The following is a 26,389-nucleotide window of genomic DNA, read 5'->3' on the forward strand; positions in this document are numbered from 1 at the left end:
CTGGAGAGGCTTTTTACAATTATGCTTTTACGTTATATCCTTGATCTTCAATCGCTTCACGCATATCTGCATCCGTTACTTTCGAGGTATCCACTTCCACATCCACGTTCCCTGTTTCTAAGTGCACAACCACATTCTTTACTCCATCTAGTTCAGTAAGTGCGTTCGTTACCGCAGCTTTACAATGTCCGCAAGTCATACCTTCTACTTTTAATGTTTTCTTTTCCATTCTTTCTTCCTCCTAATTTTCGTTTAGTTTTAATCGCTTTAGTCGCAATGCGTTCGTGACAACTGACACAGAGCTGAAAGCCATTGCTGCACCGGCAACCCATGGTTCAAGCAAACCGAATGCAGCAATCGGAATTCCTGCTGAATTATAAAACAGTGCCCAGAACAAGTTTTGTCGAATGTTTCGCATCGTTTTCCGGCTTAATTCGATCGCTTTTGGAATATGATTCAAATCACCGCCAACAAGTGTTATGTCTGCTGCCTCGATTGCCACATCTGTACCGGTTCCGATTGCCATTCCGATATCAGCTGTTGCCAATGCTGGTGCATCATTGATCCCATCACCCACCATCGCAACAATCTTCCCTTTTTCCTGGAGCTCACTCACTTTACGTGCTTTTTCTTCTGGAAGAACTTCAGCAAAAACCCCTGAAATACCAACCTGTTCGGCAATCGCATGTGCGGTTCTCTCATTGTCACCAGTGATCATATACACATCAATACCCATTTCAGTTAACCGGGTAATCGCCTTTTTAGATGAGTCCTTAACGGTGTCAGCAACAGCGATGATTGAAACGAGTTCACCATCTACTGCACCAAGCATAGCGGTTTTACCTTCTCGCTCAAACTTTTCAAGCGCGGCTTCATGCTCTAAATAAGCAACTGATTTTTCTTTCATCAGCTTTCTCGTTCCAACAAGCACCGCTTTTCCATTCACTGCAGCTTCAATTCCATGCCCTGGAATGGCATTGAAGAAATCTGCATCTGTCAGAGAAATTCCTTTATTTTTTCCGTACTCCACAATCGCTTCAGCTAAAGGGTGTTCTGAACTTTTTCAGCCGAGATCACTTCTGATAGAAATCCTTCTCTTAGCTCGATGATATCCGTTACTTCAGGTTTCCCTTTTGTCACAGTTCCGGTTTTATCTAAAAGAATGGCGTTTATTCTGTGTGCACCCTCCAGGTATTCGCCTCCTTTAAAGAGAATACCCTGTTCGGCCCCTTTACCTGTCCCCACCATAATGGAGGTCGGTGTTGCAAGACCTAGTGCACACGGACAAGCGATAACTAAGATCGCGATCGCCACCTCAAGTGCTTGAGGCAAGTTGCCTGGATCTAAAAAGAAATACCATACGATAAAAGCTACAACCGCTATCCCGACAACAATCGGAACGAATATGCCAGAAATGTAATCAGCCATTCGCTGAATAGGCGCTTTCGACCCTTGAGCTTCTTCAACTATCTTAATGATTCCAGCGAGAGCGGTCTCTTTACCAACTTTTTGAGCTTCCATCCTCAGCGTTCCATTTTTGTTGATTGTGGAACCGATCACAAAGTCACCTTCTGATTTTTCAACAGGTATGGATTCCCCTGTTATCATGCTCTCATCAATTGAAGAATTCCCTGAAAGCACTTTGCCATCTACAGGGATTTTTTCACCTGGTTTTACGAGAAGCATTTCACCGACAACGACTTGATCCAGTGGAATCTTTACTTCTTCCCCATTACGAATAACCGTAGCTTCCTTCGCTTGCAGGTTCAGTAGTTTAGAAATTGCTTCAGTTGTTCTTCCTTTTGCAAGTGTCTCGAAATATTTACCTACTAATATTAACGTAATTAAAACCGCACTCGTTTCAAAATACAACTGTGGCATATCGTTCGGATTTCCGATTGTTTTGAACGCTTCCACAACACTATAAAAGAAAGCGGCAGATGTTCCTAACGCCACAAGTACATCCATATTCGCACTCTTATTTCTAAGCGCCCGATACGCTCCTACATAAAATGGCCCCCCGATATAAAACTGTACGACAGAAGCGAGCGCCAGCTGAAACCAGGGGTTCATCAATAGATGAGGCAGCGGCAAGCCAAAGTCCCAGGGCATATGTGCAATCATCGTATATAAAAGCGGCAGCGATAAAACGATAGAGAGAATCAATTTTTTTTCTTGGTCGAGACCTCTTCTTCCTTCTTCGTTTTCTTCAATTCCCGGTCTTGCTGGATGGATCCTTTATAGCCCAGTTTTTCTATCTTTCTTAAAAGATCATCTACCGAAACGACAGAAGGATTGTATTCTATCGTTCCTGTTTCTCCTGTTAAATTGACGGTGGCACTAGAGACGCCATTCATGCGGCTTAAACTTTTTCAATCCGGGTAGAGCAAGCGGCACATGTCATACCAGAGATATCAAGCTCCACTTTCTCTTTTGTTACTCCATAGCCCAACTTCTCTATTTTTTGTTCAATCTCTTGAATCGTTGTTACTTCAGGATCAAACTTTACAGAGGCTTTTTCCATGGCTAAATTCACATTGGCATCAACACTATCCATTTTGTTCAATACTTTTTCAATCTGGACCGCACAGGCTGAACAAGTCATGCCTGTGATTCCAAGATTCGTTTCCTTTTGGCTCATGGTTTTCACCTTCTTTTTACGATTTAGAAAACTGCTTAATAACTCTCATCAATTCTTCAATAGAGTCTTCACCATTCCCAGACTTAATCGCATCGGCTACACAATGGTGTGTGTGGCTTTCCATCAGTTGAAAACCCACTCGTTTTAAACCAGCTGTAACTGCAGAGATCTGAACGAGAACATCTATACAATACCGGTCTTCTTCAATCATCTTTTGAAGACCGCGCACCTGGCCTTCTATCTTTTTTAAACGATTGTTTAAATCTTGTTTATCACTGTCGCAGCGATGTGTTTTTTGTTCCATAACGTATCACCCTTTCATAATGGGATGCTTTCTATTTTATAATATACTATACCCCCTATAGTACGCAAGTTGTTTGCTTATGTTCTATTCTTTTTCACAATGGTGAAAATGCATGCCAATGCTAGTATGCCTAAGATAAGCTTTCCTTCTGTGTTCCATTGTGTCACGTTATAGACCGAATAAGCTTCGAGTATAAGGGCTGGTATTTTACCGATAGAGCTTGCTGCAATAAAGATTCCTGCTGAAACAGCTCCGATCGCACTAGCAAATGTCACTAACCCTGACGGAACGAACGGCAATAATCGCAGTGATACGATTAATAGGAATGCTTCTTTCCCTATTGCTTCTAACAACCTTACCACCCGGGGTACCCATTTAACTTCTTTCTTGAAATCTGTTTAAATCCTTTTCTATATAAAGCGAATGAAACTGCAGCTCCTGCAGCCTCCCCTATAAATGAAATGAAGGTACCATTCCAAAAGCCAAAGAAAATAATGTTCGCGCCGGTTAAAAAAACAGATGGAACAACGCCTAAAATCGCGATCACAATATTAAGCACAATGGAGATCAAAATCGCCCATTCGCTATATTCATGAAAAAAGGTTAATACGGTTTCCGACATTATGTACGTCCCTCCTCTAAAAGCTTATCCTTATCTCATCTATCGTACTAAAAAAGCCATGCGGAAGCATGGCTTTAAACATCATTATTTTCGGTTATGAAGTAAGACGGTTAAACTGATCAACGTTACTAAGATTGTAGCACCCATGTCAGATAAAATCGCGATCCATAACGTTAACCACCCTGGAATGGTAAGAAGCAATGCCAAAATTTTCAATCCAAGCGATAACCCGATGTTCCATTTGATGATTCTGTTTACTTTTCTTGAAACCTGAACAGCATCTGGCAGTTTGCCCAAGTGATCTTGCATAAGCACGATATCTGCCGTCTCGATGGCACTGTCCGTTCCTTTTCCCATTGCAATTCCTAAATCAGCGGTTGCCAGTGCTGGGGCATCATTAATTCCGTCACCGATCATGGCTACTTTCCCACTCGCTTTTAGGGACTTTACCTTTTCTACCTTTTGTTCAGGGAGCAGTCCTCCAAAGAAAGATGAAACCCCTGTACGTTTTGCTACTTTTTCTGCTACAGCGGGATGATCTCCTGTTAGCATCACTGTCTCTCTAACACCTTTTTGATGAAGATCACGGATGATAGCTGGACTTTCTTTTCGGATTTCATCTGCGATGGCAAACACACCTAGAATTTCACTTTCACTTGCTACAAGAACGATCGTGTTTCCTTCTTCTTTTAAGGAAGTGATTACACTTTCTACGTTCGGGTCCGCTTGTATTTCACCAATTATTTTTTCGTTTCCTAGTCGGTATGATTTGCCGTTTACGATTGCTGTAATTCCTTGACCGGAAACGGTTGTGATCTCATCTGCTTCTATTTCTTCTATCCCGAGTTCACTGCACTTTTCAATAACCGCTTTTGCTAACGGATGGGACGACGATTTTTCAATAGCATATGCCACTTTATAAAAATCAGGGTGAAACGCTTGCTCTGCCACAACGTGCGGCTCCCCTAATGTTAGGGTTCCTGTTTTATCAAAAGCGATAATATCTATTTTTCCAAGTTGTTCTAAATACGCTCCACCTTTAATCAGAATGCCGTTTCGTGCATTTACTGTGATACCAGATAAAATGGCGATTGGTGAAGAAAGAATAAGAGCGCAAGGACAGCCCACGATCAATACTGCAAGGCCTTGGTAAAACCACTCACCCCACGACGCATTAAATAAAAGCGGCGGCACTAATATGACGAGTGCAGAGATAAGCATGATAATGGGTGTGTAATAATTTGCAAAACGGTTGATAAACAGTTCAGTTGGTGTTTTTGATTCCTGTGCTTCCTGTACGAGAGCCAAAATCTTTGAAAGTGCTGATTGATTGTACGTTTTCGTTATTTTTACGTGAAGAACGCCTTCATTATTAATACTGCCTCCAAATACCGGATCCCCACTCTCTTTTTCTACAGGCAGTGATTCACCTGTAATCGCTGCTTCATTCACTGAGCTTTTGCCATAGACGACAATACCATCTGACGGAATCTTTTGACCCGTTTTCACGAGAACAACATCATCTACTTTTAATTCTTCAATCGAAATGGTTTCAGTCTTACCATCTTTTAAAAGAAGTGCCTCTTTGGGAGCAACCTTTAATAAAGTCTCCATTGAACGGCGTGCTTTTTCCATTCCATATGATTCAAGCAGTTCATTGATTCCAAACAGAATGGCAACAAGCGCAGCTTCTTTCCATTCACCGATTCCAACCGCCCCTACCAACGCGACTGTCATAAGTGTGTTGATATCGAATTTGAACTTCGTAAGGTTACGAAGGCCTTTCATAAACGTTGGATAACCTGAAGTGATCGTCGCAATCGCATATAGCAGGATAGGTATATACGCTGTACTTAACGCCCATTCAGCACCTAATGCTGCAATAAAAGACGCGACAGAAACATATAAACCGATCATCAGCCAGTTTGGTCCTGTTGGCTCTCCGTCTGATTCAAAGCGTACATTTTCTGAAGAAAGAATAGAACGAACAGCTTTCATATCCATTTTCTCATCCAATACAATCTTACTGGAGTTGAATTGAACTTTCGCTTCTTCACCGCCAGGGAGCTGCTGTATTTGCTCTTGTAATCTTAGGGCACAGTGACCGCAAGATAATCCTGTAATCTTATGCTCTTTCATATTTTTTGCCCCTCCTCTCTTTAATCGTGTCTTGCATGATGTATGGATTGATGCAAGAGGGTCATAACGTGTTCATCGTCTATTGAATAATACAGCGTTGTTCCTGCTCGCCTAAATTTTACAAGTCTTAAATTTTTCAAAAAGCGTAATTGATGAGATACGGTGGACTGCATGAGTGCCAGCTCTTCTGCTATTTCAGAAACACTGCATTCTTTCTCCCCTAACAGATGCAAAATCCGAATGCGCGTAGGATCTGAAAGTGCTTTAAAAGTTTGAGATACGATAAATAGTGTTTCCTCATCGAGTTGTTCATATTTTTTATTTTGATCAGTCATCCCAGCCACCCCATTATTATCAACTTTCAATCATTATATGAACATATGCTCATATATGTTACTTAGAGTGTAACGAATATTTGAAAAATGTGCAAAGTAAAATATAGCTTCGTCAGTCTTTGTTGTTCTTGGAAGTCGTTGATTTCCGCTCCAGGTGCTCGTTTTCCGCGGGGCAGGCGGTGAGCCACATTCGTAACGTTTCACTTTTAAGTGTCTCACTTGCCCACCTGTCCCGCAGGAGTCTCCCATCTTGCACTCCAATCAACTATCACAGAAGCAAAAAAAATTGAGGTTTGAAAGCAACAATCTTTCAGAAATGAGCCTTTATAGAAGATTGTTACTAATAGGCATTTTTCATTCTCTTCATTGACAAGTTGATTGGAGCAGAAGGTGGCGAGACTCCTATGGGACGAGCGGTCAGGTGGAGACTCCTAATGGCGCAAAGCGGCAGGAGGCTCACCGTGCGCCCCATGGAAAGCGAGCCACCTGGAGCGGAGATCAACTACATTCAATAAAATCAATGAAAAAGAAGCTGCACGTTCACAGCTTCTTTAACCGTTGCTTGTTTCTGCTCTTTTTAATCTTTGTTTTTTCCCATACGTCAGCGTTCTCCATACCCATTCAAGCGGTCCCATGTAGTATCTTTGAAGCCACCACTTCGAAAACAGCACTTGCAGTGTAAAAATGGCTGCAGCGATAAAAACTCCTGTTAGCGGACCATATTCTCCATACAACCCAAGGCCATAACTGTAAAAAATAGTAGTGGCAATAATGGATTGTGTTAAGTAATTGGTAAAAGCCATCCGGCCGGTAAACTGAAAATAGTTAAACAATCGTTTAAACTTACCTCTTCTGTAAAGAAGTACAATGCTGCATATATAAAAGATACTCATCATCGCTCCGCCAAACTCATATCCCCATGACATCGCGGTGTCATATCGCCAATCGTCTCCTTTATAAGGAAAGAAGATCACCGAAAGCAGCTTACTGCCTGGTCCAAGTATGAGTGTCAGCAGCCAAAGCTTCCATAATCCTCTGTTTGTGAACGTCCTCTTCTTAGCCGTGTATGCACCAAACAAAAACATCGGTAAAAGACCGGCTATAAAGAATAGAAAATACCTGTTTAAATCTGTCCATTCTCTAATTCTTTCCTGCATAATCTCAACAAAGGTGCCTTCACTATAAATTTTAATCGACTGATGAATCTCTTGTTCTTGAAGTTCATTTTGAGCGCTTTGATAAGTTAAAGCTGTTCCACTTGTCCAATAGTTATACGTTAAAGCGGTCATAAATAAGCTATAAGCTGTAATCAAAACCAGTCCTGTAATGAGGAGCACATTTCTTGGCAAACGATAGAACACAAGCATGAGCAAACCAACTACAGCATACATGATCAAGATATCTCCGTACCAAAAAAGAAGTACATGCAGGATGCCAAAAATCAGGAGAACGAACTGCCTTCTTAAGAAGACAAGGGCAAAACTGCGGTTTTTCTCTGCTGCCCTCACTGCCATCAAGACGATGCCAAACCCAAATAAAAACGAGAACATCGTAATAAAGTTTCCTTGAACGAAAAACTCTAACAGCACATTTGTCCAAACATTATATGGTTCATTGAAATATTCATAGCTTAACGCACGGATTGGTGAATCAGGTCCGGAAAAGGATTTCATATTCACGAGTAATATGCCAAAAATGGCTATGCCGCGAATAATATCTAACGACTGTATCCGCTCATTATCTCTTACTGGCGTCAACTTCATAATTGGCCCCACTTCATTTTTTTGCATGATTCCACTCCCTTTTGTTTATTTTACCGTAAATAGGCAAAAAAGTTAGAATATGATTCATTTTTTGCTATCCTAATAAGAACAGATCATGCATTTTGGGAAGGATGAAAGCGGTTTTGAAAAAATATACGTTAACGATCGTATCGATTGTCTCTATTGCAGCTACTTTATTATGGCTTTTTGGTCTCGGTTGGACGTTACAAGATCAGTTCTCTGCCAATGAAAAAGTGGAACAGCCAAAAGAAAAAACAGAATCAACAACAACGAAAAAACAAGATGGCACTCTCACTATTTTTGCGATAGGGGATTCTTTAACACGCGGAACAGGTGACGCGGATGGAAAAGGGTATACCGGTTACTTGACGGATCGGTTAAAGGAAAAAACAGATCAAGAAATTAATCTTCTCAATACCGCAATTAAAGGAGAAACATCCCGCGGCCTGTTAAAGCAACTTCAGCAAAGTGAGATACAGCGTCAAGCCAAACAAGCGGATGTGATTGTTATGACGATCGGCGGTAATGACTTATTTCAGCAAGGCGCCGCTTTAGAGTCGTTAGACATGAACGCGATCAACGGCAAGAAGCAGATCTATTTAACTAATGTTAAAAAGATTTACGCTCAACTAAGAGAGCTGAATAAAGATGCGGTCATTTACCATGTAGGATTGTACAACCCTTTTAGCAACATGCCTGATGCGAGCACGACTTCTTCTATCGTTAGAGATTGGAACTTTCAGTCTGCAGAAACAGCAGCTGGATATGAAAATATTGTGTACGTCCCTACTTTTGATCTTTTTCAGCTTCAAGTTGAAAACTATTTATATACCGATCAATTCCACCCTAATACTGAAGGTTATATGCTGATCGCAGAACGTGTAGCCTCGCTGATCAACTTTGAACAGGAGGAAAAGAAATCATGAGCCAAGTCCCAGCGCTGCAAGTAGAAAACCTAACGAAAAAAATAAAAGGCAAGCCGATCATTAAAGGTGTTTCTTTTACCCTTGTTCCAGGAGAAGTATTTGGCTTTCTTGGACCGAACGGAGCGGGTAAAACAACAACCATCCGAATGATTGTCGGCTTGATCTCCCCACTTCTGGAACGATAAAAATCGGCGGTAAAAATGTGCGGACAGAGTTTACTGAAGCGATGAAACATTTAGGATGTATCGTAGAAAACCCTGAACTGTATCCATACCTAACGGGTTGGGAAAACCTTGAACACTTTGCCAAAATGGATAACTCAATTCCAAAGTCAAGATTAGATGAAGTTGTTACACTTGTTGGTTTATCTAATCGTATTCACGACAGAGTGAGTACCTACTCACTTGGAATGAGACAGCGCCTCGGCATTGCTCAAGCTCTTTTAGGAAAACCGAAAGTTCTTATTTTGGACGAGCCTACAAACGGATTAGACCCTGCTGGAATTCGTGAAATGCGTGAGTTTATCCGCCAGCTAGCACGGGAGGAAAACTTAAGCGTTCTTGTTTCATCTCACTTATTGAGTGAGATTCAGCTCATGTGTGACAGAGTGGCAATCATCTCAAAAGGGGCTGTGCTGCGAACGGATTCTGTTCAAAATCTGTTAGCCGAACAAGAACGAGTGATCTGGAAAGCAGAACCCCTAACACTTGCTAAACAGCTTCTTTCTGAAGAAACAGAAGTTACAGAAGGCGCAGATGGTACATTGATTACTTTATACAATGAACCGCTTTTGCCAGAATGGAATGCAAAGCTCGTAAAAAATGGTGTGAAAGTTAAAGAAATGAGAACGCAGCTTCCTTCGTTAGAAGATTTGTTCTTAGAAGTAACAGGAGGCGAAAGCATTGATTAATCTTGTCAGGAATGAAATGTTAAAGCTTCTTAGGAAAAAAGGTTATACGTCATTATCCTGATTATCGCCTTCCTTGTCCCTCTTTTACTTACGCGCAGTTTAAAGAAATTCAAGAGCAGCGTGAAAAATTAGGCAATCAGGATTGGCGAACGGTTCTTCAGCAAGAGATTACTGACACTCAGAACCGATTAAGTTCGAGCCGCATTCAAGATGAATGGCGAAAGTATTTGAAGATCAGACTCTCTCAGCAGCAATATTATTTGGAGAACGACATTGATCCCCGTGCACCAGGGGCACCAACGTTTATGCGAATATTCGTTGAAAACTCGATTGATCTTCTTCTCCCGCTGCTCGTTATGGTAATCGTAGCTGACCTTGTATCATCCGAAGCAAGTGGCGGTACGATTAAGCTGCTGCTCACACGGCCTGTAAAACGATGGCGGATTCTCTTAAGCAAGTATTTAGCGATGCTGCTTTCGGTCTCGTTTATCGTACTCTCTGTAGCTGTCCTATCGTACGGGATTTCTGGAGTGGTGTTTGGCTATGGCGGCTGGAACATGCCTTTACTGACAGGCTTTACGGTCTCCGGCGATGAACTGTTAACAGATAATGTTCACATTGTTCCACAGTGGCAATATATTCTGATGGAGTTTGGACTTGTATGGTATGTGTGTATGATCGTAGGTACACTTACCTTCATGCTATCCGTATTGTTACGAAGCACAGCAGCCGTTATGGGCATCATGCTCGCGTCTCTCATTGCAGGTGCGATTCTAGCAAACATGGTGTCTTCTTGGGAAAGTGCGAAATACTTCTTTATGGTGAACTTGAACCTCACAAACTATGTAAGCGGCATGGCGACTCCGATCGAAGGAATGTCTTTAGGCTTCTCGATGAGTGTTCTTGCCGTTTGGGGTATTGCTGGCTTCATCATCGCATTTGTTACGTTTTCTAAGCGAGATATTTATTAATATAGGTAAATGGAAAAGGAAACCGAATCCGGTTTCCTTTTTTATGTGACTTGTTGTTAATCTGTCCATTCTTGGAGATAATCTGTCTGATTGACCTGATAATCTGTCCAATCTGCAACCTAATTTAGCCATTCGACACAATTATTTGTCCAATCTAGCATTCACTAAATCTTAAAGTGCTTAATCATCTCCGTCAGCGCTTGTGATGCATCGTTCAATTCTTCAGCTGATTGCGAAACGGTTGCGAGGGCTCTGACTTGCTCTTCTGATGATGCACTTACCTCTTCACTCGCTGCTGCTGATTGTTCCGCAACGGCCGCAATGCTTTGAATAGAAGCTACCACTTCTTCTTTATAATTGTTTATGATCTCTACTTCACTCGTAATCTGTTGAATGGATTTCACCATATCATCCATCGTTGCAGCGATCTCCTTAAATGCAGATTCCGTATCAGATACAGTCTGGTTTTGATCGTGCGAAATCTGTTTAGTTTGTTCCATTTCTTTTACTGCGCGAACAGATTCAGCTCCAATGCCTGATATCGTTTTTCTTACTTTATCCGCTGCTACGGCTGATTGTTCTGCGAGTTTTCGTACTTCATCTGCTACAACAGCAAATCCACGTCCGCTCTCTCCCGCTCTTGCTGCTTCAATACTTGCATTTAACGCAAGTAAGTTTGTTTGCTCTGAGATTTCCGTGATCGACTGAATCACTTGTTCAATTTCTTCTACTTTACTAGCTAATCCTGAAATCACAGACTCTATGTTTTGCAGGACTTCATTGCTCTCACCCGTTTTTTCACGCAGTAGGTCCATTTGTGAGATTCCCTTTTTATTTGCAGTTTCAGCAAGTGCAGACAAACGCGTCATCTCTTCAGCTTGTTCATTAACTTTTTCAATCTGTGACGACAAGTCCATCGTTCTTCGGTTCGTTTCATCTGCATCTTCTGCTTGTGTTGTTGCACCAGATGCAATCTCGGCTACAGCTCTAGATACCTCTTCACTCGCTGCGATCGTCTCCTCTGAAACAGCACTCAAGTTAGACGTCGATTCATTTACGGTCACTACAGACTGACTAACGGAGGTGATCAACCCTCTCATGTTTTCTACCATGGCATTAAAGTGATGAGTAAGTGTTCCTACTTCATCTTTAGATTTTGCTTCTACGGATACAGTAAGATCTCCATCCGCAACGAGCTGCACTTGTTTCTGTAGTTTTCGTATCGGATTAGAGATACTTCTAGCCATTAAATAAGTTACAGCTAACGCTACAATTACCGCAACTGTTGTAAAAATCAGGATCATATTGAATAGCTGCTGAGCATCCTTTAATAACTCATTCTTTTCATAAACAAATCCTAGCTTCCAGTTTGTGTCTGCGATCGTTGTGTAATAAAGCTCACGATCTGATTTTTGATAAGTATAAGAAACATTTCCTTTTTCATTTTTGTACATGTCTTTTATAAAAGATTCCCTGCTTAAATCTTTACCTTGTTGTGTCGGATGAACGAGTGCCATTCCTTTTGGATCTAAAAGAACGGGATATCCGCTGTAGCTGACTTTCGTCTTGTTAATCATGCTCGATAACCCCGCAAGGCTTAAATCAAGTCCGACTACCCCTAGTACTTCATCTGTTTCAGGGTCTAAAACAGGTTTTGCAACCGTTACAACGTACTCGCCAGAGCTTGCATCTTCGTAAGGTTCTGTCCACATGACCTGGTCCGGTGACTGTTTTGCCGTTTGATACCAAGGACGACCAGTCGGATCAAACCCCTCAGGCAGCTCTAGCACAGGTGACGTTTTAAACTGTTTTGTTTCTGCCCCAACGTACAAAACTGCTGCGTTTTCATTTAATTCTAAGAAGTGTTTGAAATCTTGGTCCACAATCGGCCACGCTTCGTTTAACCCTTTTGCTTCATCGCTCTTTACTGTTTTCAAATAATTGATTAGCCTGCTGTCCTGGCTGTAGCGGTCAATCGTATTTCCGTAGGACTGCAAATAAATCTCTGTTAAAGCTTTCACCTCACCAGCAAGTCCTGTCGCTTGTTCGCTGCTGTTTCTTTCTAACTGTTGCTTCGTTTGAAAATAAGAAAATAGTGATGCAGATAAAAGTGCGACTGCAACCAGAATACTTACAGAAAGCATTATCTTCGTTTGAATTCTTTTAAACATCTGTTTAACCCCCATGTTTATTCTGTAACCCCTTTGCTAAATATCGACAAAGAATTACCAATGGTTTATGGAATAGGTCTAAACAGGTACAAAAGAATTACTTTTAATAATAAAGCATTAAAATAAAGTACTTTTTACCTATCTCACTTAGTGCTGGCTGACTTAAAATGGTTGAAATAAATACTAATCAAGTACAGCTGAGCATTACGGAGGAATTGGCTTCTAATCACGGAAATTACTTTTCACACACTTGATTACAAAACAAAAAACCGCACTAGGCGGTTTTTATTAAGCTTCACTATTTGATGGGTTCTTCTCGGCTGATGCTTTTTCTTCAGCAATCTTTCTCTTCTTAAGTGTACCGATTCCCAGAACGATAAGGATAACAAGGATCTCAAATCCGTATTTTACAAAGCCGTTTTCGAAATAAGGCTTCATGAATTTTTCACCAACGATCATCTTAGAAGCTGTCCATGCAAGAACACCAGCTCCGATAGTGATGATGAACGGATACTTATCGATTAATTTTAAGAATAATGTGCTTCCCCAAACAACAATTGGTACAGAGATTAACAGACCGATTACAACAAGTAAGAAATCTCCGTGTGCAGCTCCAGCTACAGCAAGTACGTTATCGAGTCCCATTACTGCATCGGCAATAATGATCGTTTTGATCGCTGCCCAAACACTGTTTTGTGCTTCAATATCATGGTCTTTCTCTTCTACCATCAGCTTATAAGCAATGTATAAAAGAATAAGTCCACCACCAAGAAGCAAACCTGGAATCTTAAGAAGCCATACAACGGCAAGTGTTGCAACCGCACGAATCACGATAGCCCCGACTGTACCCCAGATAATAACTTTCTTTTGATTTTCTTTCGGTAAGTTTCTAGCAGCAAGGCCGATTACTATTGCGTTATCTCCAGCCAAGACTAAGTCGATAACAACGATCGCTAATAAAGCCGACCAAAAATCTGGTGTCATAAAATCCATTCAAAAAATCCTCCCTGTTGAACATCTGTATAATAGTATACCCCAATGTCATTTAAAAAAGAAAATGAATTTGCTTATTTGCAAACAACTTTAAAAAATTAGTCCATCTGCATGTGTTCTGCCCTGCCAGGCTTATCCACTTCTTCATATAATAGTGGCAAAGGGGGTGTTTTTTCATGTCTTCATGTGGATGTTTTGCCAAGTGCAAATCCTGTGTCTTGTTTTGTGGCGTCCCACTATTTTGTCGTGACATTTCTCCATGCTGTTGTCCGATCATTCAGTCTCAACCTACACAAGTAACCTCTCCTTTAGTTATTCTTTGCAGTTGTCATCGTTGTTCAGCAAGACATAGATAAATTGGTCTTGAAACAGCATTAAGTCTTCAACTTCAAATCATTGATACGAGTGAGTGAACGTTTTGTTTCAGAAAAAGCGTTCTTTTTTTTATTACGGGAATAATGCATGATAGATACCTTAAGATCTATTTTGGAGGCTGCCCTCATGCGCTGGTTTATGAAACAGTGGTTTCACCGTTTTTTTGAAGATAAAGTATTCGATTTGTCCGCACAGCTTGCCTACTATTTTCTAGTCTCTTTATTTCCTTTTATTTTTCTCATCTTTACCATTCTAAGCTTTTTGCCTATATCATCTGCTTATGTACTTACTCTTTTCCAGTCTATTGCACCAGAAGAAGCATATACTTTACTAGAGTATAATCTAGTCGCTGTTTTGGATGAACATAGAGGTGATGTCTTATCTCTATCATTGATCATTATGATCTGGCTCGCTACTATTGGAACACATGCCATTATCCGTGTGTTCAACCAAGCCTATCAAGTAGAAGAAAGCCGGCCGTTTTTTAAAGAGCTCATCTTAGGCATGTTCTTAACGTTTGGGCTTGTTATTGCAGTTATTACAGCTCTTTTACTGCCTGTTTTTGGGCGAACAATCGGGGTATACATATTTGAACGAACAGGGTTTTCACATCCCGTTTGGCACATTTGGGAGACTGCACGGTATTTAATAGGCTTTTCCGTGCTGCTATCTATCTTTTCCGCTTTATATCGATTTGCACCAAACGTTAAACTCACTTTTCGTAATGTTTGGCCAGGGGCTATTTTTTCAACGGCTGGATGGCATTTGTTTTCCTATCTTTTTTCTTCTTATGTACTTATTTTTGATTACGGACAAATATACGGAAATTTAGGCGCATTATTAACATTGATGGTGTGGTTCTACATCTCCGCCATGATCTTAATTGCAGGTGGACAGTTGAATGCAATACTAGCTTTAAAATGGCAGTTGAAAAATAAAAAAGATTTTTGAAAACTTCACTTTCTTCAATTGACTTTTTCACATTATCGTAACATCATTGTGTATATACGAAGAATTTTCATCTTTTTTTCCGGTCATAATGGATAGTAATACCAAAATGCTGACTGGATAAAAATCTCGGGGATTGGGGCTGGAAAATGACTGTAAAAAACTTAATCTTATTACTCGTTTTGCTTGCCGGAATCGTCATCTTTGTCTTTTACAGTATACCTCTCCTTCTCGCATTACTCACTGCAATAATGCTAGAACCAGTAGTAAAGTTGTTTATTAGACTTTTTAAAGGCAGACGATTATTGGCCGTCACTGTTACATTTATTTTGTATCTTGCAGGATTCGGGATACTTTCTTACTGGCTTACAACAACACTCGTTATACAGGTGATCGAGTTTATAACGGTTCTTCCATCCTACTCTGTTCATCTGTTTGAAGTAGCAGAAAATACGTTTTATGAAATGGAAAACTTTTATGCTACATTACCTCCTGAAGTGGTAAGAACGCTTGAAGAGGGATTAGTAGGTTTAAAGGATTATGGAGTTGAAACAGCAAAGAATTTAACTTCTGGTATTTTAGGGTTGATCACTGCCATTCCTGGTTTACTGATTTACTTTATTATTTACGTGGTCGCAGTATTTTTATTTTCACTGGACCTTCCACGACTTTATGCCGAGTTTCTTAACTTGTTTACAACATCAGCTCGTGAAAAAGTTGAACTGGTCTTTAGTCAATTATCAAGAGCAACCGTAGGGTTCTTTCGGGCACAAATCATCTTAAGCTTCGTTACATATCTATTAGCTCTAATAGGGCTCATGATTTTAGATGTAGAGTATGCGGTAATACTCGCTCTGTTAATTGTTATTGTTGATATTCTCCCTATCCTTGGTACAGGTTCGTTCCTAGTTCCTTGGGCAGCGTACTCTTTCTTTATAAACAATAATGATCATCTCGCTTTCGGACTTTTAATCATGTTCGGTGTAATCACAATCGTCCGAAGAATCATAGAACCGAAAATACTAGGATCAAGTCTTGGAATATCTGCACTTGCTGCACTAGTTTCGCTCTATATTGGTTTCCAGCTCTTAGGTTTTATCGGATTGATTGTTGGTCCTGCGATCGTCATCATATACGAAGCGTTAAGAAGTGCAGGTTTTATCAAAATAAAAATAGATTTCTAACAAAAGCGCGTTTCCTTTAATAGGAAATACGCTTTTTTCTATTAAATAGGTTAGAAACACCTGCAATGTTGGGAATTATAGAGAATGAGTAAAAAAACGAGGAATTCATACGAATACTTTACATGGTGAATGATTATTGGAGGAATATCAATGAGTACTGCAACGAAAGAACGCGATTATTATTTTGACAACGCAAAGTTTATACTAATTTTTCTTGTCGTGTTCGGGCACTTTATTTCCCCGATAAAAAGTCAAAATGAGTGGCTTTACACGATCTACAACTTTATTTACACATTTCATATGCCTGCCTTTATCCTAATTGCAGGATTTTTCACTAAAGGTGTTTGGCGTGACGGGTATCTGCCAAAAATCATTAAAAAAGTTTTGATTCCTTATCTTGTATTTCAGTTGATCTACAGCTTTTTCTATTATGACCTGTACGGTAAAAGCGAGGTAAAACTAGACTTCTTCTCACCGCATTGGACACTTTGGTTCTTATTGAGTTTGGTTTTCTGGAATATCCTCTTAAAAGTCTTTGTAAAAATGAAATATCCGCTCGTACTTGCCATTGGGATTGGTGTTGCAGTAGGTTATATTCATGATATCGGTACATTTTTAAGCTTGCTTCGAACGTTTGTCTTCTTCCCGGTATTCTTGTTAGGACATTTGCTTGAGAAGAGAGACTTTAAAAAGATCCTAAAACCAACAGCAAAAGCGGTATCAGCTGCATTCTTAATCGTATTATTTATCGCATATCATTTTATTTTTCCAGATGGTACAAAAGAATGGCTGTTATCCTCATCTTCATACTCTGAAATCCTAGGGTACAACGATTGGTATGGCGGTATCGTTAGACTTGCTATGTACGGAGTCATGTTTGCAGCAACATTTAGCTTCTTAGCACTGCTGCCACGCAGAAGGCTGTTCTTTACTGAATTTGGTGAACGGACATTATATATCTACTTGCTGCATGGTTTTGTGCTGAAGTATTTGTTTACAACAGAACTATTTGCATCAATAGAAGAAAATGGAGCTTACTTCATGCTCGTTTTCTTAGCTGTTATCGTAACGCTGTTTTTAGCAAGCAAACCTGTCATAGCTCTGGCACAGCCGTTTATTGAACTGCGATGGTCCAAGCTTAAAAAGATCTTGAAACCGAAGCCTTCTCAGCCAAGAGAAAGTGAGAGTTAAACATAAAAACCCGCAGCTAGCATAAATGCTGCGGGTTTTTCTTGAAAGTTGTTGATTTCCGTTCCAGATGCTCGCTTTCCGCGGGGCAGGCGGTGAGCCACATTTGGACGTTTCACTTTTAAGTGTCTCACCTGCCCGCCTGTACCGCAGGAGTCTCGCATCTTACACTCCAATCAACTGTCATAGAAGTAATAAGGATTGAAAGCCACAACTTCTTAGAAAAGAACCTTAATTTAAGCCTGATGCTCCGGCACTCACGTCTAAATCATATGCCCCGCTTCCTCTGCTGGAAGAGACTTTAACCTGATAGACTCCTGTGGTTGTTGGCTTGAAGAACGCGTGATCTTGACGTTCATTTTGCGAAGAACTTACTACTGTTTTCCCAGTTGGATCAATCAACGATACGGAATAGTTGTGTGATGCCGGGAAAATGAACCATCCTGGGCTATAGTTTTCTGTGATGACAGTCATTGAGATCGGATATGTTGTTGATGTTACCGGAAGTGAGAACGTTTGTGATCCCCAGAACTCAGACTGCCACGCTTATAAAAATGATCTGGTACAGCAGGACCTGAACCACTTAAGCCACCGGCTGTTTTAACTGCGGCATGTCCGTCAAGTCTGCCATATCCGTATTCATTATCTTTACCAGCCTTGCCAAAATCGATAGCTGTAGAGTACAAAGCATTTTTTATTTGCGGTTCTGTGATAGAAGGATTAGCATCATGCATAAGTGCAATTGTCCCCGCAATAAATGGAGTTGCCATACTTGTTCCGCTATATGATATATATTGATTGCCTGAGTTCGCTTTTGCCGCTGAGATGTTATAACCTGGCGCAAATATATCTGGCTTAACTCTGCCGTCCGCTGTTGGACCTCTCGATGAGAAATACGCCAAGTTGAAGCCGCCTTCACCAAGATCAGCACCTGCTCCAACTGTAATTGCCTTCTCAGCCGCTCCTGGTGATCCAATTGTTGATGAAGTTGGTCCTGAGTTTCCAGCTGCAACCGCTACAGCAAGACCAGCAGCAGATGCATTGTTTACTGCCACTGACGTCGCATCTTTTCCATCAGAGCTACCTGATGTACCAAGGCTAAGTGAAATGACTTCAATACCGTATGTATCTTTGTTTTGAACAGCCCAATCAATACCAGCTGTAACCGTACTCATGCTTCCTGACCCTTGGCTGTCCAAAACTTTTACACCGACTAAAGCTGCTCCTGGTGCAACTCCTTTGTTAGCAGGACTAGCATCCCCTTCACCCGCTACGATACTTCCACAGTGAGTCCCGTGGCCATTATCATCATAGGGTGAAGTGCGGTTGTTGACTAGGTCTTTCCAGCCAATTACTTTGCCGCCATCCAAATCAACGTGTGATGCATCAATCCCAGTATCAATAACTGCTACAACAGTGTCATTCTTTGTGTATGAACGATCATTCCCATCTCTGTCACCTGTAAGTCCATAATCGGCACGTGCTTTTGCTGTACCAAACCAATTGTTTGCAGTTTCTAAATTCATTTGAACAGGCGCGTCATATTCAACCTGTTTTACAAAAGGCAAATGTTCAAGAAGCATAACCTGTTTTTTTGTCATGGTTGCTGCCATACCGTTGATGACTTTGTATTCGAAAGATTTTTTAAAAACACCAACCTTTGAAGACAATTTTTCAAAAGCTTTTCCCTGGGCAAATTCTTCATTGAACTGAATAATAACGGGTACCTTTTCATCCGCAGTCATTTGCTCCAGTTTGCTTTCAAGGTTATCGAACAGTTTGTTTTGATTGAGATTCATCATTGCTTCTGATAACTTTTGATCGGTTACCTGTTTTGGACTTTCCGCCATGACCGCGAAAGGTGTAAGCATGATAGATGCTGCTAAAAATGTAGTTGCTGCAAATTTACTCTTTTTCACCTCAAAAACCTCCCAATATCCTCGTAATCTAAAAATTTTGTCACTAGTTGGTGATTACTTCCATATTAAACAGAAATCGGATGAATGAGGATAAGGCATAGGGTTGATTTTTAGAATCGGTACGATGTCGTCTTTTTTCAAAAAATAGATTCATTTAGTAGGTTTGTTTGATATATTCGACCCCATTTATACTTCTAAAGTAGTATACGGGTGCTTTTTTCATGCAATCTTCAAAGAGTATGGGGGAAGAAACCTGTTTAAATTAAATTCACCAAAAGCGGAAATAATTTGAGTAATTTTGCTATTATATTGAAAAGTGTAAACTATATATTCACCAATTTTGCCAATATATTGACGAGTCTACAATTCTCGACACCATCCATCAGCTTCAAAACCTGGTACAAACAAAAAAGGCCTACTCAAAGTAAAAACTTTTGAGTCAGCCTCTATTCTAATTTATTTAAGATCCATGCTTATAGTACTCTTGTTTTGCTTCTGCCAACACGCGCAGTGGGAGTTTATCTGCAAGTTTAAACGCCTCTTTTTCGTTAAGTTCCAGCGTCTTAACAAGCTTTTCTATCTTTTCCTCAGACGGAATCATTCTGCCTTTTTCAATGTCGGCCATATACTGCGGCGTGATGCTTAGTCTGCGAGCTAGCTCTGATTTGCTTAAGCCTTTTTGATTTCTGGACATCTCTATGAATTTTCCAAAACTACTCATTTCGTTGTACCTCCTTGTCTTTTATAATAGAAAAGCGTAAATTGCATGATGATATAAGCAGCTAAACGGCTCGTCATATTTCTAAAATCGAGTGTAGGGTCAATCTCTACAATGTCCATGCCTTTTACAGATGGATCTTTTGCGAGCATTTGTATTCCTTCAACTAATGAATCACTGTCTAATCCTCCTGGACCGATAGCTGGACAACCTGGCGCATAGGCTTGATCCAACACGTCCATGTCCAGTGAAATATATATGTTATCTGTTGTCTGTTTTAACTGGTCAACTGATTTTTGCAGCAAAGAAAGAAGGCCTTCTCTTTTGATATCACCCATCGTATGCACCGAAACCCCTTGGTCCTTTGCATAATCATGATAAAGTCTGCCATTGGAGAAATCACGAATACCAATCTGAATAAGCTGATCACCACTGATCACACCATTTTCTATGAGCTGGCGAAAAGGTGTTCCGTTCGATGGGCCACCATCCTCCGTATTTCGGAGATCAAAATGGGCATCGAATTGGATGATACCTACTCTGCCTCTTGTTTCTTGAAACGCTTTTATCGCCCCAGCTGATACCGAATGATCTCCACCAAGCGTAATAACCAATGCATCCTTATGCTGATCTTGAATATCTCTTAATGCTGAAAAAATACGTGATTGAGACTCAAACAGATCTGTCACATGCATCTCAATATCACCAAAATCGGTAATGATGTGATCCCACATATCGGTTTCTTCTTCAATGCTATAAGTGGAAAACGCATGCATCATCGTACGGATTGTTTGAGGTGATAAATGAGCGCCTGAATGAGAGATGGATGTTTTGGAGAGTGGAGCACCTGCGATTGCTACTCCTCTAACTTCCTCTCCACCCCACGGCCGCAATAGCTGGCCTGCTTTTTTATTCCACGATCGGTAAATGGCGCCGCGCCTGATTCACGTAGAAAGGGTATAGTTTGCATGAACATCTCCCTTTCCAACTACGAGCTTGCCGTTTTTCCACACTTGATGAACGTGGTTGACGCCATAATGATAAGGAACATATTTATAGTTTGGTACATCCCATAGTACAAGGTCTGCTTTTCTTCCTACTTCTAGACTGCCCGCCACATCACCGCGTCCAATCGCATAAGCGGCGTTAACCGTTACCGCATTCCAAATTTCTTCTGGTGTCATCTTCAGCTTTAATGCTGCCAGATTCATGATGAACTGCAGATTTTCAGTTGGTGAGCTTCCAGGGTTAAAATCGGTTGAAAGAGCAACAGCTGCGCCGTTTGTGATCATGTCTCGAGCTGGTGCAAACTCATCTTTTCCTAAATAAAACGTTGTACCTGGCAAAAGAACCGCGATCGTATCTGACTTTCCAAGCATACGAACACCTTCTCGACTCGCACCTACTAAGTGATCTGCTGAAGTAGCACCAATCTCGCAAGCCATCTCTGTCCCGCCAAGCGGATCGATCTCATCCGCATGAATCTTTACACCAAATCCAGCTGTTTTCGCTTTTGTAAAAACACTTTAGATTGTTCAACCGTAAATACGCCTGTTTCACAAAAAATATCAACGAACTCTGCTAAACCTTCCTTTGAGATAACGCTTAGCAACGAGAGCATCTCTTCTAAAAATGCATCTGGTCTTCCCTTGTAGTTTTCAGGAATCGCATGTGCGCCTAAAAATGTGGACACAAGATCGATTGGGTGCGTTTCATTCAACTTTTTTGCCACTCTTAGCTGCTTCAGTTCTGTTTCCTTATCAAGTCCATAGCCGCTTTTTGCTTCCATGGTCGTGACACCGTATGTTAAACATCTGTTTAAATGGAACAATCCTTTTTCGTAAAGAGCATCTTCGTTTGTTTCACGGGTAGCTTTAACGGTGGAATGAATCCCGCCGCCTTGTGCCAAGATTTCTAAATAAGGAACACCTTGCTGTTTTAGTGCAAGCTCATGCTCACGCGATCCCCCAAACACAAGATGTGTATGAGGGTCCACTAAGCCTGGTGATAACAGTTTTCCTGCTGCATCAATTGTTTCTTTTGCCTGTAGTGATGCCGCTTCTTCCGCTGTTCCAATAAAAGCGACCATGCCATCTTTTATGCCAACTGCACCGTTATCAATTATTTTAAGCTCGTTCATTTCCGTTCCCCGAATCGCTCTTTCCTTACTTTCTGGAACAACCACTTGTCCGGCCAAAATCAATGTATCTAGCATTGCCCACACTCCTTTTTATTTCTCGATCATCGGCAGGTCGACGCCTTTTTCTTTTGCCGTTTCAATCGCTAAGTCATAACCTGCATCAGCATGTCTCACGATTCCCATTCCAGGATCACTTGTTAATACGCGCTCTAAACGGCGTGCAGCTTCTTCTGTTCCGTCTGCTACAACGACCATTCCAGCATGAAGGGAATACCCCATCCCAACACCGCCGCCATGGTGAACAGACACCCAGCTCGCACCGTTTACTGCATTGATCATCGCGTTTAAAATCGGCCAGTCAGCAACCGCATCACTGCCATCTATCATTCCTTCTGTTTCACGATTTGGCGAAGCTACTGAACCACAATCCAAGTGATCACGCCCGATCACGATTGGTGCTGACAATTCTCCACTAGCCACCATTTCGTTGATGATTTTTCCAAACTTTGCACGCTCTCCATACCCTAACCAGCAGATCCGTGACGGAAGACCTTGGAACTGAACTTTCTCCTGTGCCATCTTGATCCATTTGCAGAGGTGCTCGTTATCACTGAATTCTCGTAAAATCACTTCATCTGTTTTTCTGATATCTTCCGGATCACCCGATAACGCTACCCATCTAAAAGGTCCTTTTCCTTCACAAAACAATGGACGGATAAACGCTGGAACGAATCCAGGGAAATCAAATGCATTTTTTACTCCTTCGTCCAAAGCGACTTGTCTGATGTTGTTGCCATAATCAAATACAACAGCGCCCTTTTTCTGCATCTCTAGCATCGCCTCTACATGGATCGCCATCGATTTCTTTGACTTTTCAATGTATTGCTCAGGATTGCGTTTACGAAGTTCTGCTCCTTCTTCCATCGTGAAACCGACTGGCAGATAGCCATGCAGTGGATCGTGCGCGGATGTCTGATCTGTAACGAGATCAGGTATCTCACCCATCTCAATCATTTTTGGTAAAAGTTCTGCTGCGTTTCCTAAGAGTCCGATGGACAAAGGCTCACCTTTTGAGGCATATTCTTTTGCCATCATTAATGCTTCTTCTAAGCTGTCAGTCTTTTTATCTAGATATCTTGTGTCCAAACGGCGCTGAATTCTTGTTTCGTCTACATCTATTGCAATTACAACACCATCATTCATCGTAACAGCAAGAGGCTGAGCTCCACCCATTCCACCAAGGCCTGCAGTAAGCGTGATTGTTCCTTTTAAGGATCCGTTAAAATGCTTGCGAGCAGCTTCTGCAAACGTTTCATACGTCCCTTGCAGGATGCCTTGTGTTCCGATATAAATCCAGCTGCCAGCTGTCATTTGTCCGTACATCATCAGACCTCTTTTTCTAAATCGCGAAACGTCTCCCAATTCGCCCATGCAGGAACAAGGTTTGAGTTCGCGAGTAAAACACGTGGCGCATCAGTGTGTGACTTAAATACAGCAACAGGTTTCCCGGATTGCACAAGAAGGGTTTCGTCATTCTCTAAACGTTCTAATGTTTCTATGATCTTATGATAAGAGTCCCAGTTACGAGCAGCTTTTCCGATACCGCCATAAACAACGAGTTCATCTGGATTCTCCGCCACTTCCCCATCTAAGTTATTCATCAGCATTCGGATGGCCGCTTCTTGAACCCACCCTTTTGCCGACAATTTTGTACCTCTAGCAGCTGATATAGAATGTTTTACGTTTGACATGTAAAAATACCTCCTTTTAATGTGCTAACTTTTGAGTTTTTGTTCCGATTAATATGTCATTCCACGATATGTCAAGTATCCATGAAGCAACAGCTTCCATGTCCCGGTGAAACATGCGGTCACATTGAATCGTCGGACAAATGATCCTGCCATGCTCGTATACTTTTCTCGTTTTTGGTGCGAGCTTTTCAGGTCCGCGAAAATCTGCCGCCTGCATCGCACAGATTAATTCTACTGCCAGCACTCGTCTTGCATTTGCAATGATTTGCGCTGCATGTCTTGAAGCAATAGTCCCCATACTCACATGGTCTTCCTGGTTCGCTGATGATGGGATCGAATCAACACTTGCAGGGTGAGCAAGCGTTTTATTTTCAGACACAAGCGATGCTGCCGCATATTGCATGATCATCGCACCAGACTCAAGACCTGGATTCGGACTTAAGAAACCAGGCAAGTCGCTCAACTGCGGGTTGACCATTCTCTCGATTCGGCGTTCGGAAATATTCGCCCACTCCGCTGCCGCGAGCTTCAAGAAATCCATCGCGAAGGCAATCGGCTGACCATGGAAATTCCCGCCTGATATAATCTTGTTGCCATTATCAAAAATCAGAGGATTATCCGTTGCAGCGTTCATCTCAATCTCAAGTTTTTCTTTTACATAACCAAGTACTTGCCAAGATGCTCCGTGTACTTGTGGGATGCATCTTAACGAATACGCATCTTGCACTCTGATCTCGCCTTGCTTAGTCGTGAGCTGACTGCCCTCTAAATACACTCTAAGTCGCTCAGCTACTTCTACTTGCTCTTTATAGCCTCTTGCAAGATGCACGTCTTCATCGAACGCATCCGTAATTCCTCTTAAACTCTCAGTTGTTAATGCGGCGATGGCATCTGCCATGAGCCCGATACGTTCAGCCTCTATATACGCAGCAATCCCTTGAGCCGTCATCGCCTGGGTTCCATTAATTAAAGCAAGACCCTCTTTAGCCGTTAACACAACAGGTTCAATGCCAGCTCTCTTTAATGCTTCTTGACCAGGAAGACGCTCTCCTTTGTAATACGCCTCTCCTTCACCTACCAACACAAGGGCCAGATGGGAAAGTGGAGCCAAATCACCGCTCGCCCCTAGAGATCCTTGTTGAGGAACTACAGGATGGACACTCTTTTCGACTAACTCTAGCAGCCTTTCGATTACGACTGGTCGGATTCCCGATAACCCTTTTAGAAGTGCATTGGCTCGCAAGATCAGCATCAATCTGGAAATGGTTTCAGGAAAAGGTTCACCTATTCCGCAAGCATGACTGCGAATGAGATTGATCTGAAGTGTTTCTACATCGTCTCTAGAAATAAAAACATCGCTAAACTTGCCAAACCCCGTCGTAATTCCATATACCACTTTACCTGCAGCTACGATCTCTTCAACCGCTTTTCGGCTGTCAGCAACTTTCTTCATACTGACCGGACAAGCTTCCACAGGTTCGTTCTCGTGCAAAATCCGCTTGATTTCTTCCATCGAAAGCGAATTACCTGTTAATGTAATCATCTTCATCCCTCATTTTCTAAGACTCTTTGGTTTAATTTCATTTTTTACAGACTCGCGGATATACGTTAAAAACTTGCGGAATTACGGCTGAAACTCGCGGGATTATTGCTTATTATCGTTTTTCGCTAACTTTAGAACAGGATATTCTTGCAAAAAAGTTTTTTAACAAACAAAAAGAGCGCACTCGAAAGAAAACTACCTTCGAATACGCCCCCTCATCACTAGTTGCTATGGGCACTATTTAAATATGATTAATCCCTAGTCCGATCGCTTCATGCTCCAACCCTTTTACAGGAGCTCCGATCGTTCCGTATAGAGCGACTGCTATCCAGTCCCCTTCTTCTTTCTTTTCATATGGATTGCCGCGGACAACAATAAATCGCAAACCAACCGTCCTAAGAACGGTTCCTAATTGAACTTGTCCTCTTGTCACACCATGAAAGGCTTCCATGATGGCATGATAAAGGGAATGTGTTTCACGATAAATCCCGCTTTTAATCACCTGTTCATTTTTGGCCGCTGTTTCGATCGCAGCTACTACCTTTTGAGAATCCATTGAACCGGCTTTGCCTATGCAATACTTCCAGCCCTGTTTTTCAATTTCAGGCAGATAGCTTTCGTCTAAAACGCCTAACATGGCCATCTTTCCAATCAATCGTTCATTCGATAATGCCATTACATGAACCACTCTTTCTACTCACGGCTAATAACTACCTCTAGTGTATGCGTTTACAATTTGTCCGTCAATTCCCTTTCAACAACTTATCACGGCACTACAGTAAAGAAAATAACACGTATAATCTAGCAATCTAGCGGTAAGAATGTTA

At 41.4% G+C, this 26,389-nt stretch carries 18 protein-coding genes and 7 pseudogenes; 6 read left to right on the top strand and 19 right to left on the bottom strand.

Annotation, left to right across the window (positions count from 1 at the left end; genetic code table 11):
- Positions 1-19: 19 nt before the first annotated feature.
- From copZ to ACEWFH_RS19120, 8 genes and pseudogenes are all read right to left on the bottom strand, one after another.
- The gene (gene copZ / locus ACEWFH_RS19085; RefSeq protein WP_473725284.1) at positions 20-229 is read right to left on the bottom strand and encodes a copper chaperone CopZ; all 210 of its coding nucleotides are present in this window, start codon (positions 227-229) and stop codon (positions 20-22) included.
- 12 nt (positions 230-241) lie between these two features.
- A pseudogene (locus tag ACEWFH_RS19090) lies at positions 242-2,641 on the bottom strand (heavy metal translocating P-type ATPase).
- A gap of 16 nt (positions 2,642-2,657) precedes the next feature.
- Positions 2,658-2,945: a metal-sensing transcriptional repressor gene (locus ACEWFH_RS19095; protein ID WP_473725285.1), complete on the bottom strand. Its 288-nt coding sequence runs from the start codon at positions 2,943-2,945 to the stop codon at positions 2,658-2,660.
- A gap of 77 nt (positions 2,946-3,022) precedes the next feature.
- Positions 3,023-3,567, bottom strand: a pseudogene (locus ACEWFH_RS19100) (TVP38/TMEM64 family protein).
- An 84-nt stretch (positions 3,568-3,651) separates the two neighbouring features.
- A complete protein-coding gene (locus ACEWFH_RS19105; protein WP_473725286.1) occupies positions 3,652-5,706 on the bottom strand; it encodes a heavy metal translocating P-type ATPase in 2,055 nt (684 codons plus the stop codon).
- A 20-nt stretch (positions 5,707-5,726) separates the two neighbouring features.
- Positions 5,727-6,041, bottom strand: a complete 315-nt coding sequence (locus ACEWFH_RS19110) for an ArsR/SmtB family transcription factor (protein ID WP_473725287.1) — start codon at positions 6,039-6,041, stop codon at positions 5,727-5,729.
- 33 nt (positions 6,042-6,074) lie between these two features.
- Entirely contained in the window at positions 6,075-6,290 is a 216-nt protein-coding gene (locus ACEWFH_RS19115) for a hypothetical protein (protein WP_473725288.1), read from the bottom strand.
- A gap of 302 nt (positions 6,291-6,592) precedes the next feature.
- A complete protein-coding gene (locus tag ACEWFH_RS19120) occupies positions 6,593-7,831 on the bottom strand; it encodes a DUF418 domain-containing protein (protein WP_473725289.1) in 1,239 nt (412 codons plus the stop codon).
- Positions 7,832-7,947: 116 nt separating this feature from the next.
- Here ACEWFH_RS19120 and ACEWFH_RS19125 point away from each other — a divergent pair, with 116 nt between their 5' ends.
- The 3 genes and pseudogenes from ACEWFH_RS19125 (at position 7,948) to ACEWFH_RS19135 (ending at position 10,632) form a co-directional block, all read left to right on the top strand.
- On the top strand, positions 7,948-8,751 hold the full coding sequence (locus ACEWFH_RS19125; protein WP_473725290.1) for an SGNH/GDSL hydrolase family protein: 804 nt from the start codon (positions 7,948-7,950) through the stop codon (positions 8,749-8,751).
- Positions 8,748-9,661, top strand: a pseudogene (locus tag ACEWFH_RS19130) (ABC transporter ATP-binding protein). Before ACEWFH_RS19125 ends, ACEWFH_RS19130 begins: the two are co-directional and overlap by 4 nt.
- Positions 9,654-10,632: pseudogene (locus tag ACEWFH_RS19135) on the top strand (ABC transporter permease). The pseudogenes ACEWFH_RS19130 and ACEWFH_RS19135 overlap by 8 nt, the downstream one beginning before the upstream one ends.
- Before the next feature lie 164 nt (positions 10,633-10,796).
- Here the strand turns inward: ACEWFH_RS19135 and ACEWFH_RS19140 are convergent.
- Together ACEWFH_RS19140 and ACEWFH_RS19145 are read right to left on the bottom strand one after the other, a co-directional pair.
- Complete coding sequence (locus ACEWFH_RS19140) at positions 10,797-12,803, bottom strand: methyl-accepting chemotaxis protein (RefSeq protein ID WP_473725291.1); 2,007 nt, start codon at positions 12,801-12,803, stop codon at positions 10,797-10,799.
- Between the two features lie 288 nt (positions 12,804-13,091).
- A complete protein-coding gene (locus tag ACEWFH_RS19145; protein WP_473725292.1) occupies positions 13,092-13,796 on the bottom strand; it encodes a TerC family protein in 705 nt (234 codons plus the stop codon).
- A 501-nt stretch (positions 13,797-14,297) separates the two neighbouring features.
- Here ACEWFH_RS19145 and ACEWFH_RS19150 point away from each other — a divergent pair.
- From ACEWFH_RS19150 to ACEWFH_RS19160, 3 genes are all read left to right on the top strand, one after another.
- Complete coding sequence (locus tag ACEWFH_RS19150; RefSeq protein ID WP_473725293.1) at positions 14,298-15,122, top strand: YihY/virulence factor BrkB family protein; 825 nt, start codon at positions 14,298-14,300, stop codon at positions 15,120-15,122.
- A gap of 146 nt (positions 15,123-15,268) precedes the next feature.
- The gene (ytvI, locus tag ACEWFH_RS19155; protein ID WP_066235986.1) at positions 15,269-16,303 is read left to right on the top strand and encodes a sporulation integral membrane protein YtvI; all 1,035 of its coding nucleotides are present in this window, start codon (positions 15,269-15,271) and stop codon (positions 16,301-16,303) included.
- A 150-nt stretch (positions 16,304-16,453) separates the two neighbouring features.
- Positions 16,454-17,494 carry an acyltransferase family protein gene (locus tag ACEWFH_RS19160; RefSeq protein ID WP_473725294.1) on the top strand — a complete coding sequence of 347 codons (1,041 nt, stop codon included), beginning with the start codon at positions 16,454-16,456 and terminating at the stop codon, positions 17,492-17,494.
- On the opposite strand, the gene ACEWFH_RS19165 is transcribed toward ACEWFH_RS19160, so the two are convergent.
- The 9 genes and pseudogenes from ACEWFH_RS19165 to hutP all read right to left on the bottom strand — a co-directional run bounded on the left by ACEWFH_RS19165 (position 17,491) and on the right by hutP (position 26,238).
- A complete protein-coding gene (locus tag ACEWFH_RS19165) occupies positions 17,491-17,655 on the bottom strand; it encodes a hypothetical protein (RefSeq protein WP_473725295.1) in 165 nt (54 codons plus the stop codon). The genes ACEWFH_RS19160 and ACEWFH_RS19165 overlap by 4 nt on opposite strands.
- A gap of 67 nt (positions 17,656-17,722) precedes the next feature.
- Positions 17,723-17,965: a T9SS type A sorting domain-containing protein gene (locus tag ACEWFH_RS19170; RefSeq protein ID WP_473725296.1), complete on the bottom strand. Its 243-nt coding sequence runs from the start codon at positions 17,963-17,965 to the stop codon at positions 17,723-17,725.
- A 23-nt stretch (positions 17,966-17,988) separates the two neighbouring features.
- Positions 17,989-19,410: a S8 family serine peptidase gene (locus ACEWFH_RS19175; RefSeq protein WP_473725297.1), complete on the bottom strand. Its 1,422-nt coding sequence runs from the start codon at positions 19,408-19,410 to the stop codon at positions 17,989-17,991.
- A 460-nt stretch (positions 19,411-19,870) separates the two neighbouring features.
- The gene (locus tag ACEWFH_RS19180; RefSeq protein WP_473725298.1) at positions 19,871-20,131 is read right to left on the bottom strand and encodes a helix-turn-helix domain-containing protein; all 261 of its coding nucleotides are present in this window, start codon (positions 20,129-20,131) and stop codon (positions 19,871-19,873) included.
- Positions 20,128-21,098, bottom strand: a pseudogene (gene hutG, locus ACEWFH_RS19185) (formimidoylglutamase). The gene ACEWFH_RS19180 and the pseudogene hutG overlap by 4 nt, the downstream one beginning before the upstream one ends.
- Positions 21,073-22,343: pseudogene (gene hutI / locus ACEWFH_RS19190) on the bottom strand (imidazolonepropionase). The pseudogenes hutG and hutI overlap by 26 nt, the downstream one beginning before the upstream one ends.
- Positions 22,344-22,358: 15 nt before the next feature.
- Positions 22,359-24,019 (bottom strand): annotated as a pseudogene (hutU, locus tag ACEWFH_RS19195) (urocanate hydratase).
- Positions 24,020-24,035: 16 nt separating this feature from the next.
- Positions 24,036-25,562, bottom strand: a complete 1,527-nt coding sequence (gene hutH, locus ACEWFH_RS19200) for a histidine ammonia-lyase (protein WP_473725299.1) — start codon at positions 25,560-25,562, stop codon at positions 24,036-24,038.
- Positions 25,563-25,803: 241 nt separating this feature from the next.
- Complete coding sequence (gene hutP / locus ACEWFH_RS19205; protein ID WP_473725300.1) at positions 25,804-26,238, bottom strand: hut operon transcriptional regulator HutP; 435 nt, start codon at positions 26,236-26,238, stop codon at positions 25,804-25,806.
- Between the last annotated feature and the right edge of the window lie 151 nt (positions 26,239-26,389).

This window comes from Fictibacillus sp. EA-CB0309 (genome assembly GCF_055814265.1).

Bases quoted from the DNA above. Each gene is read 5' to 3' on its own strand.
- copZ (WP_473725284.1), bottom strand. From the start codon at position 229: ATGGAAAAGAAAACATTAAAAGTAGAAGGTATGACTTGCGGACATTGT.
- ACEWFH_RS19095 (WP_473725285.1), bottom strand. From the start codon at position 2,945: ATGGAACAAAAAACACATCGCTGCGACAGTGATAAACAAGATTTAAAC.
- ACEWFH_RS19105 (WP_473725286.1), bottom strand. From the start codon at position 5,706: ATGAAAGAGCATAAGATTACAGGATTATCTTGCGGTCACTGTGCCCTA.
- ACEWFH_RS19110 (WP_473725287.1), bottom strand. From the start codon at position 6,041: ATGACTGATCAAAATAAAAAATATGAACAACTCGATGAGGAAACACTA.
- ACEWFH_RS19115 (WP_473725288.1), bottom strand. From the start codon at position 6,290: ATGGGAGACTCCTGCGGGACAGGTGGGCAAGTGAGACACTTAAAAGTG.
- ACEWFH_RS19120 (WP_473725289.1), bottom strand. From the start codon at position 7,831: ATGCAAAAAAATGAAGTGGGGCCAATTATGAAGTTGACGCCAGTAAGA.
- ACEWFH_RS19140 (WP_473725291.1), bottom strand. From the start codon at position 12,803: ATGTTTAAAAGAATTCAAACGAAGATAATGCTTTCTGTAAGTATTCTG.
- ACEWFH_RS19145 (WP_473725292.1), bottom strand. From the start codon at position 13,796: ATGGATTTTATGACACCAGATTTTTGGTCGGCTTTATTAGCGATCGTT.
- ACEWFH_RS19150 (WP_473725293.1), top strand. From the start codon at position 14,298: ATGCGCTGGTTTATGAAACAGTGGTTTCACCGTTTTTTTGAAGATAAA.
- ytvI (WP_066235986.1), top strand. From the start codon at position 15,269: ATGACTGTAAAAAACTTAATCTTATTACTCGTTTTGCTTGCCGGAATC.
- ACEWFH_RS19160 (WP_473725294.1), top strand. From the start codon at position 16,454: ATGAGTACTGCAACGAAAGAACGCGATTATTATTTTGACAACGCAAAG.
- ACEWFH_RS19165 (WP_473725295.1), bottom strand. From the start codon at position 17,655: ATGCGAGACTCCTGCGGTACAGGCGGGCAGGTGAGACACTTAAAAGTG.
- ACEWFH_RS19170 (WP_473725296.1), bottom strand. From the start codon at position 17,965: ATGACTGTCATCACAGAAAACTATAGCCCAGGATGGTTCATTTTCCCG.
- ACEWFH_RS19180 (WP_473725298.1), bottom strand. From the start codon at position 20,131: ATGAGTAGTTTTGGAAAATTCATAGAGATGTCCAGAAATCAAAAAGGC.
- hutH (WP_473725299.1), bottom strand. From the start codon at position 25,562: ATGATTACATTAACAGGTAATTCGCTTTCGATGGAAGAAATCAAGCGG.
- hutP (WP_473725300.1), bottom strand. From the start codon at position 26,238: ATGGCATTATCGAATGAACGATTGATTGGAAAGATGGCCATGTTAGGC.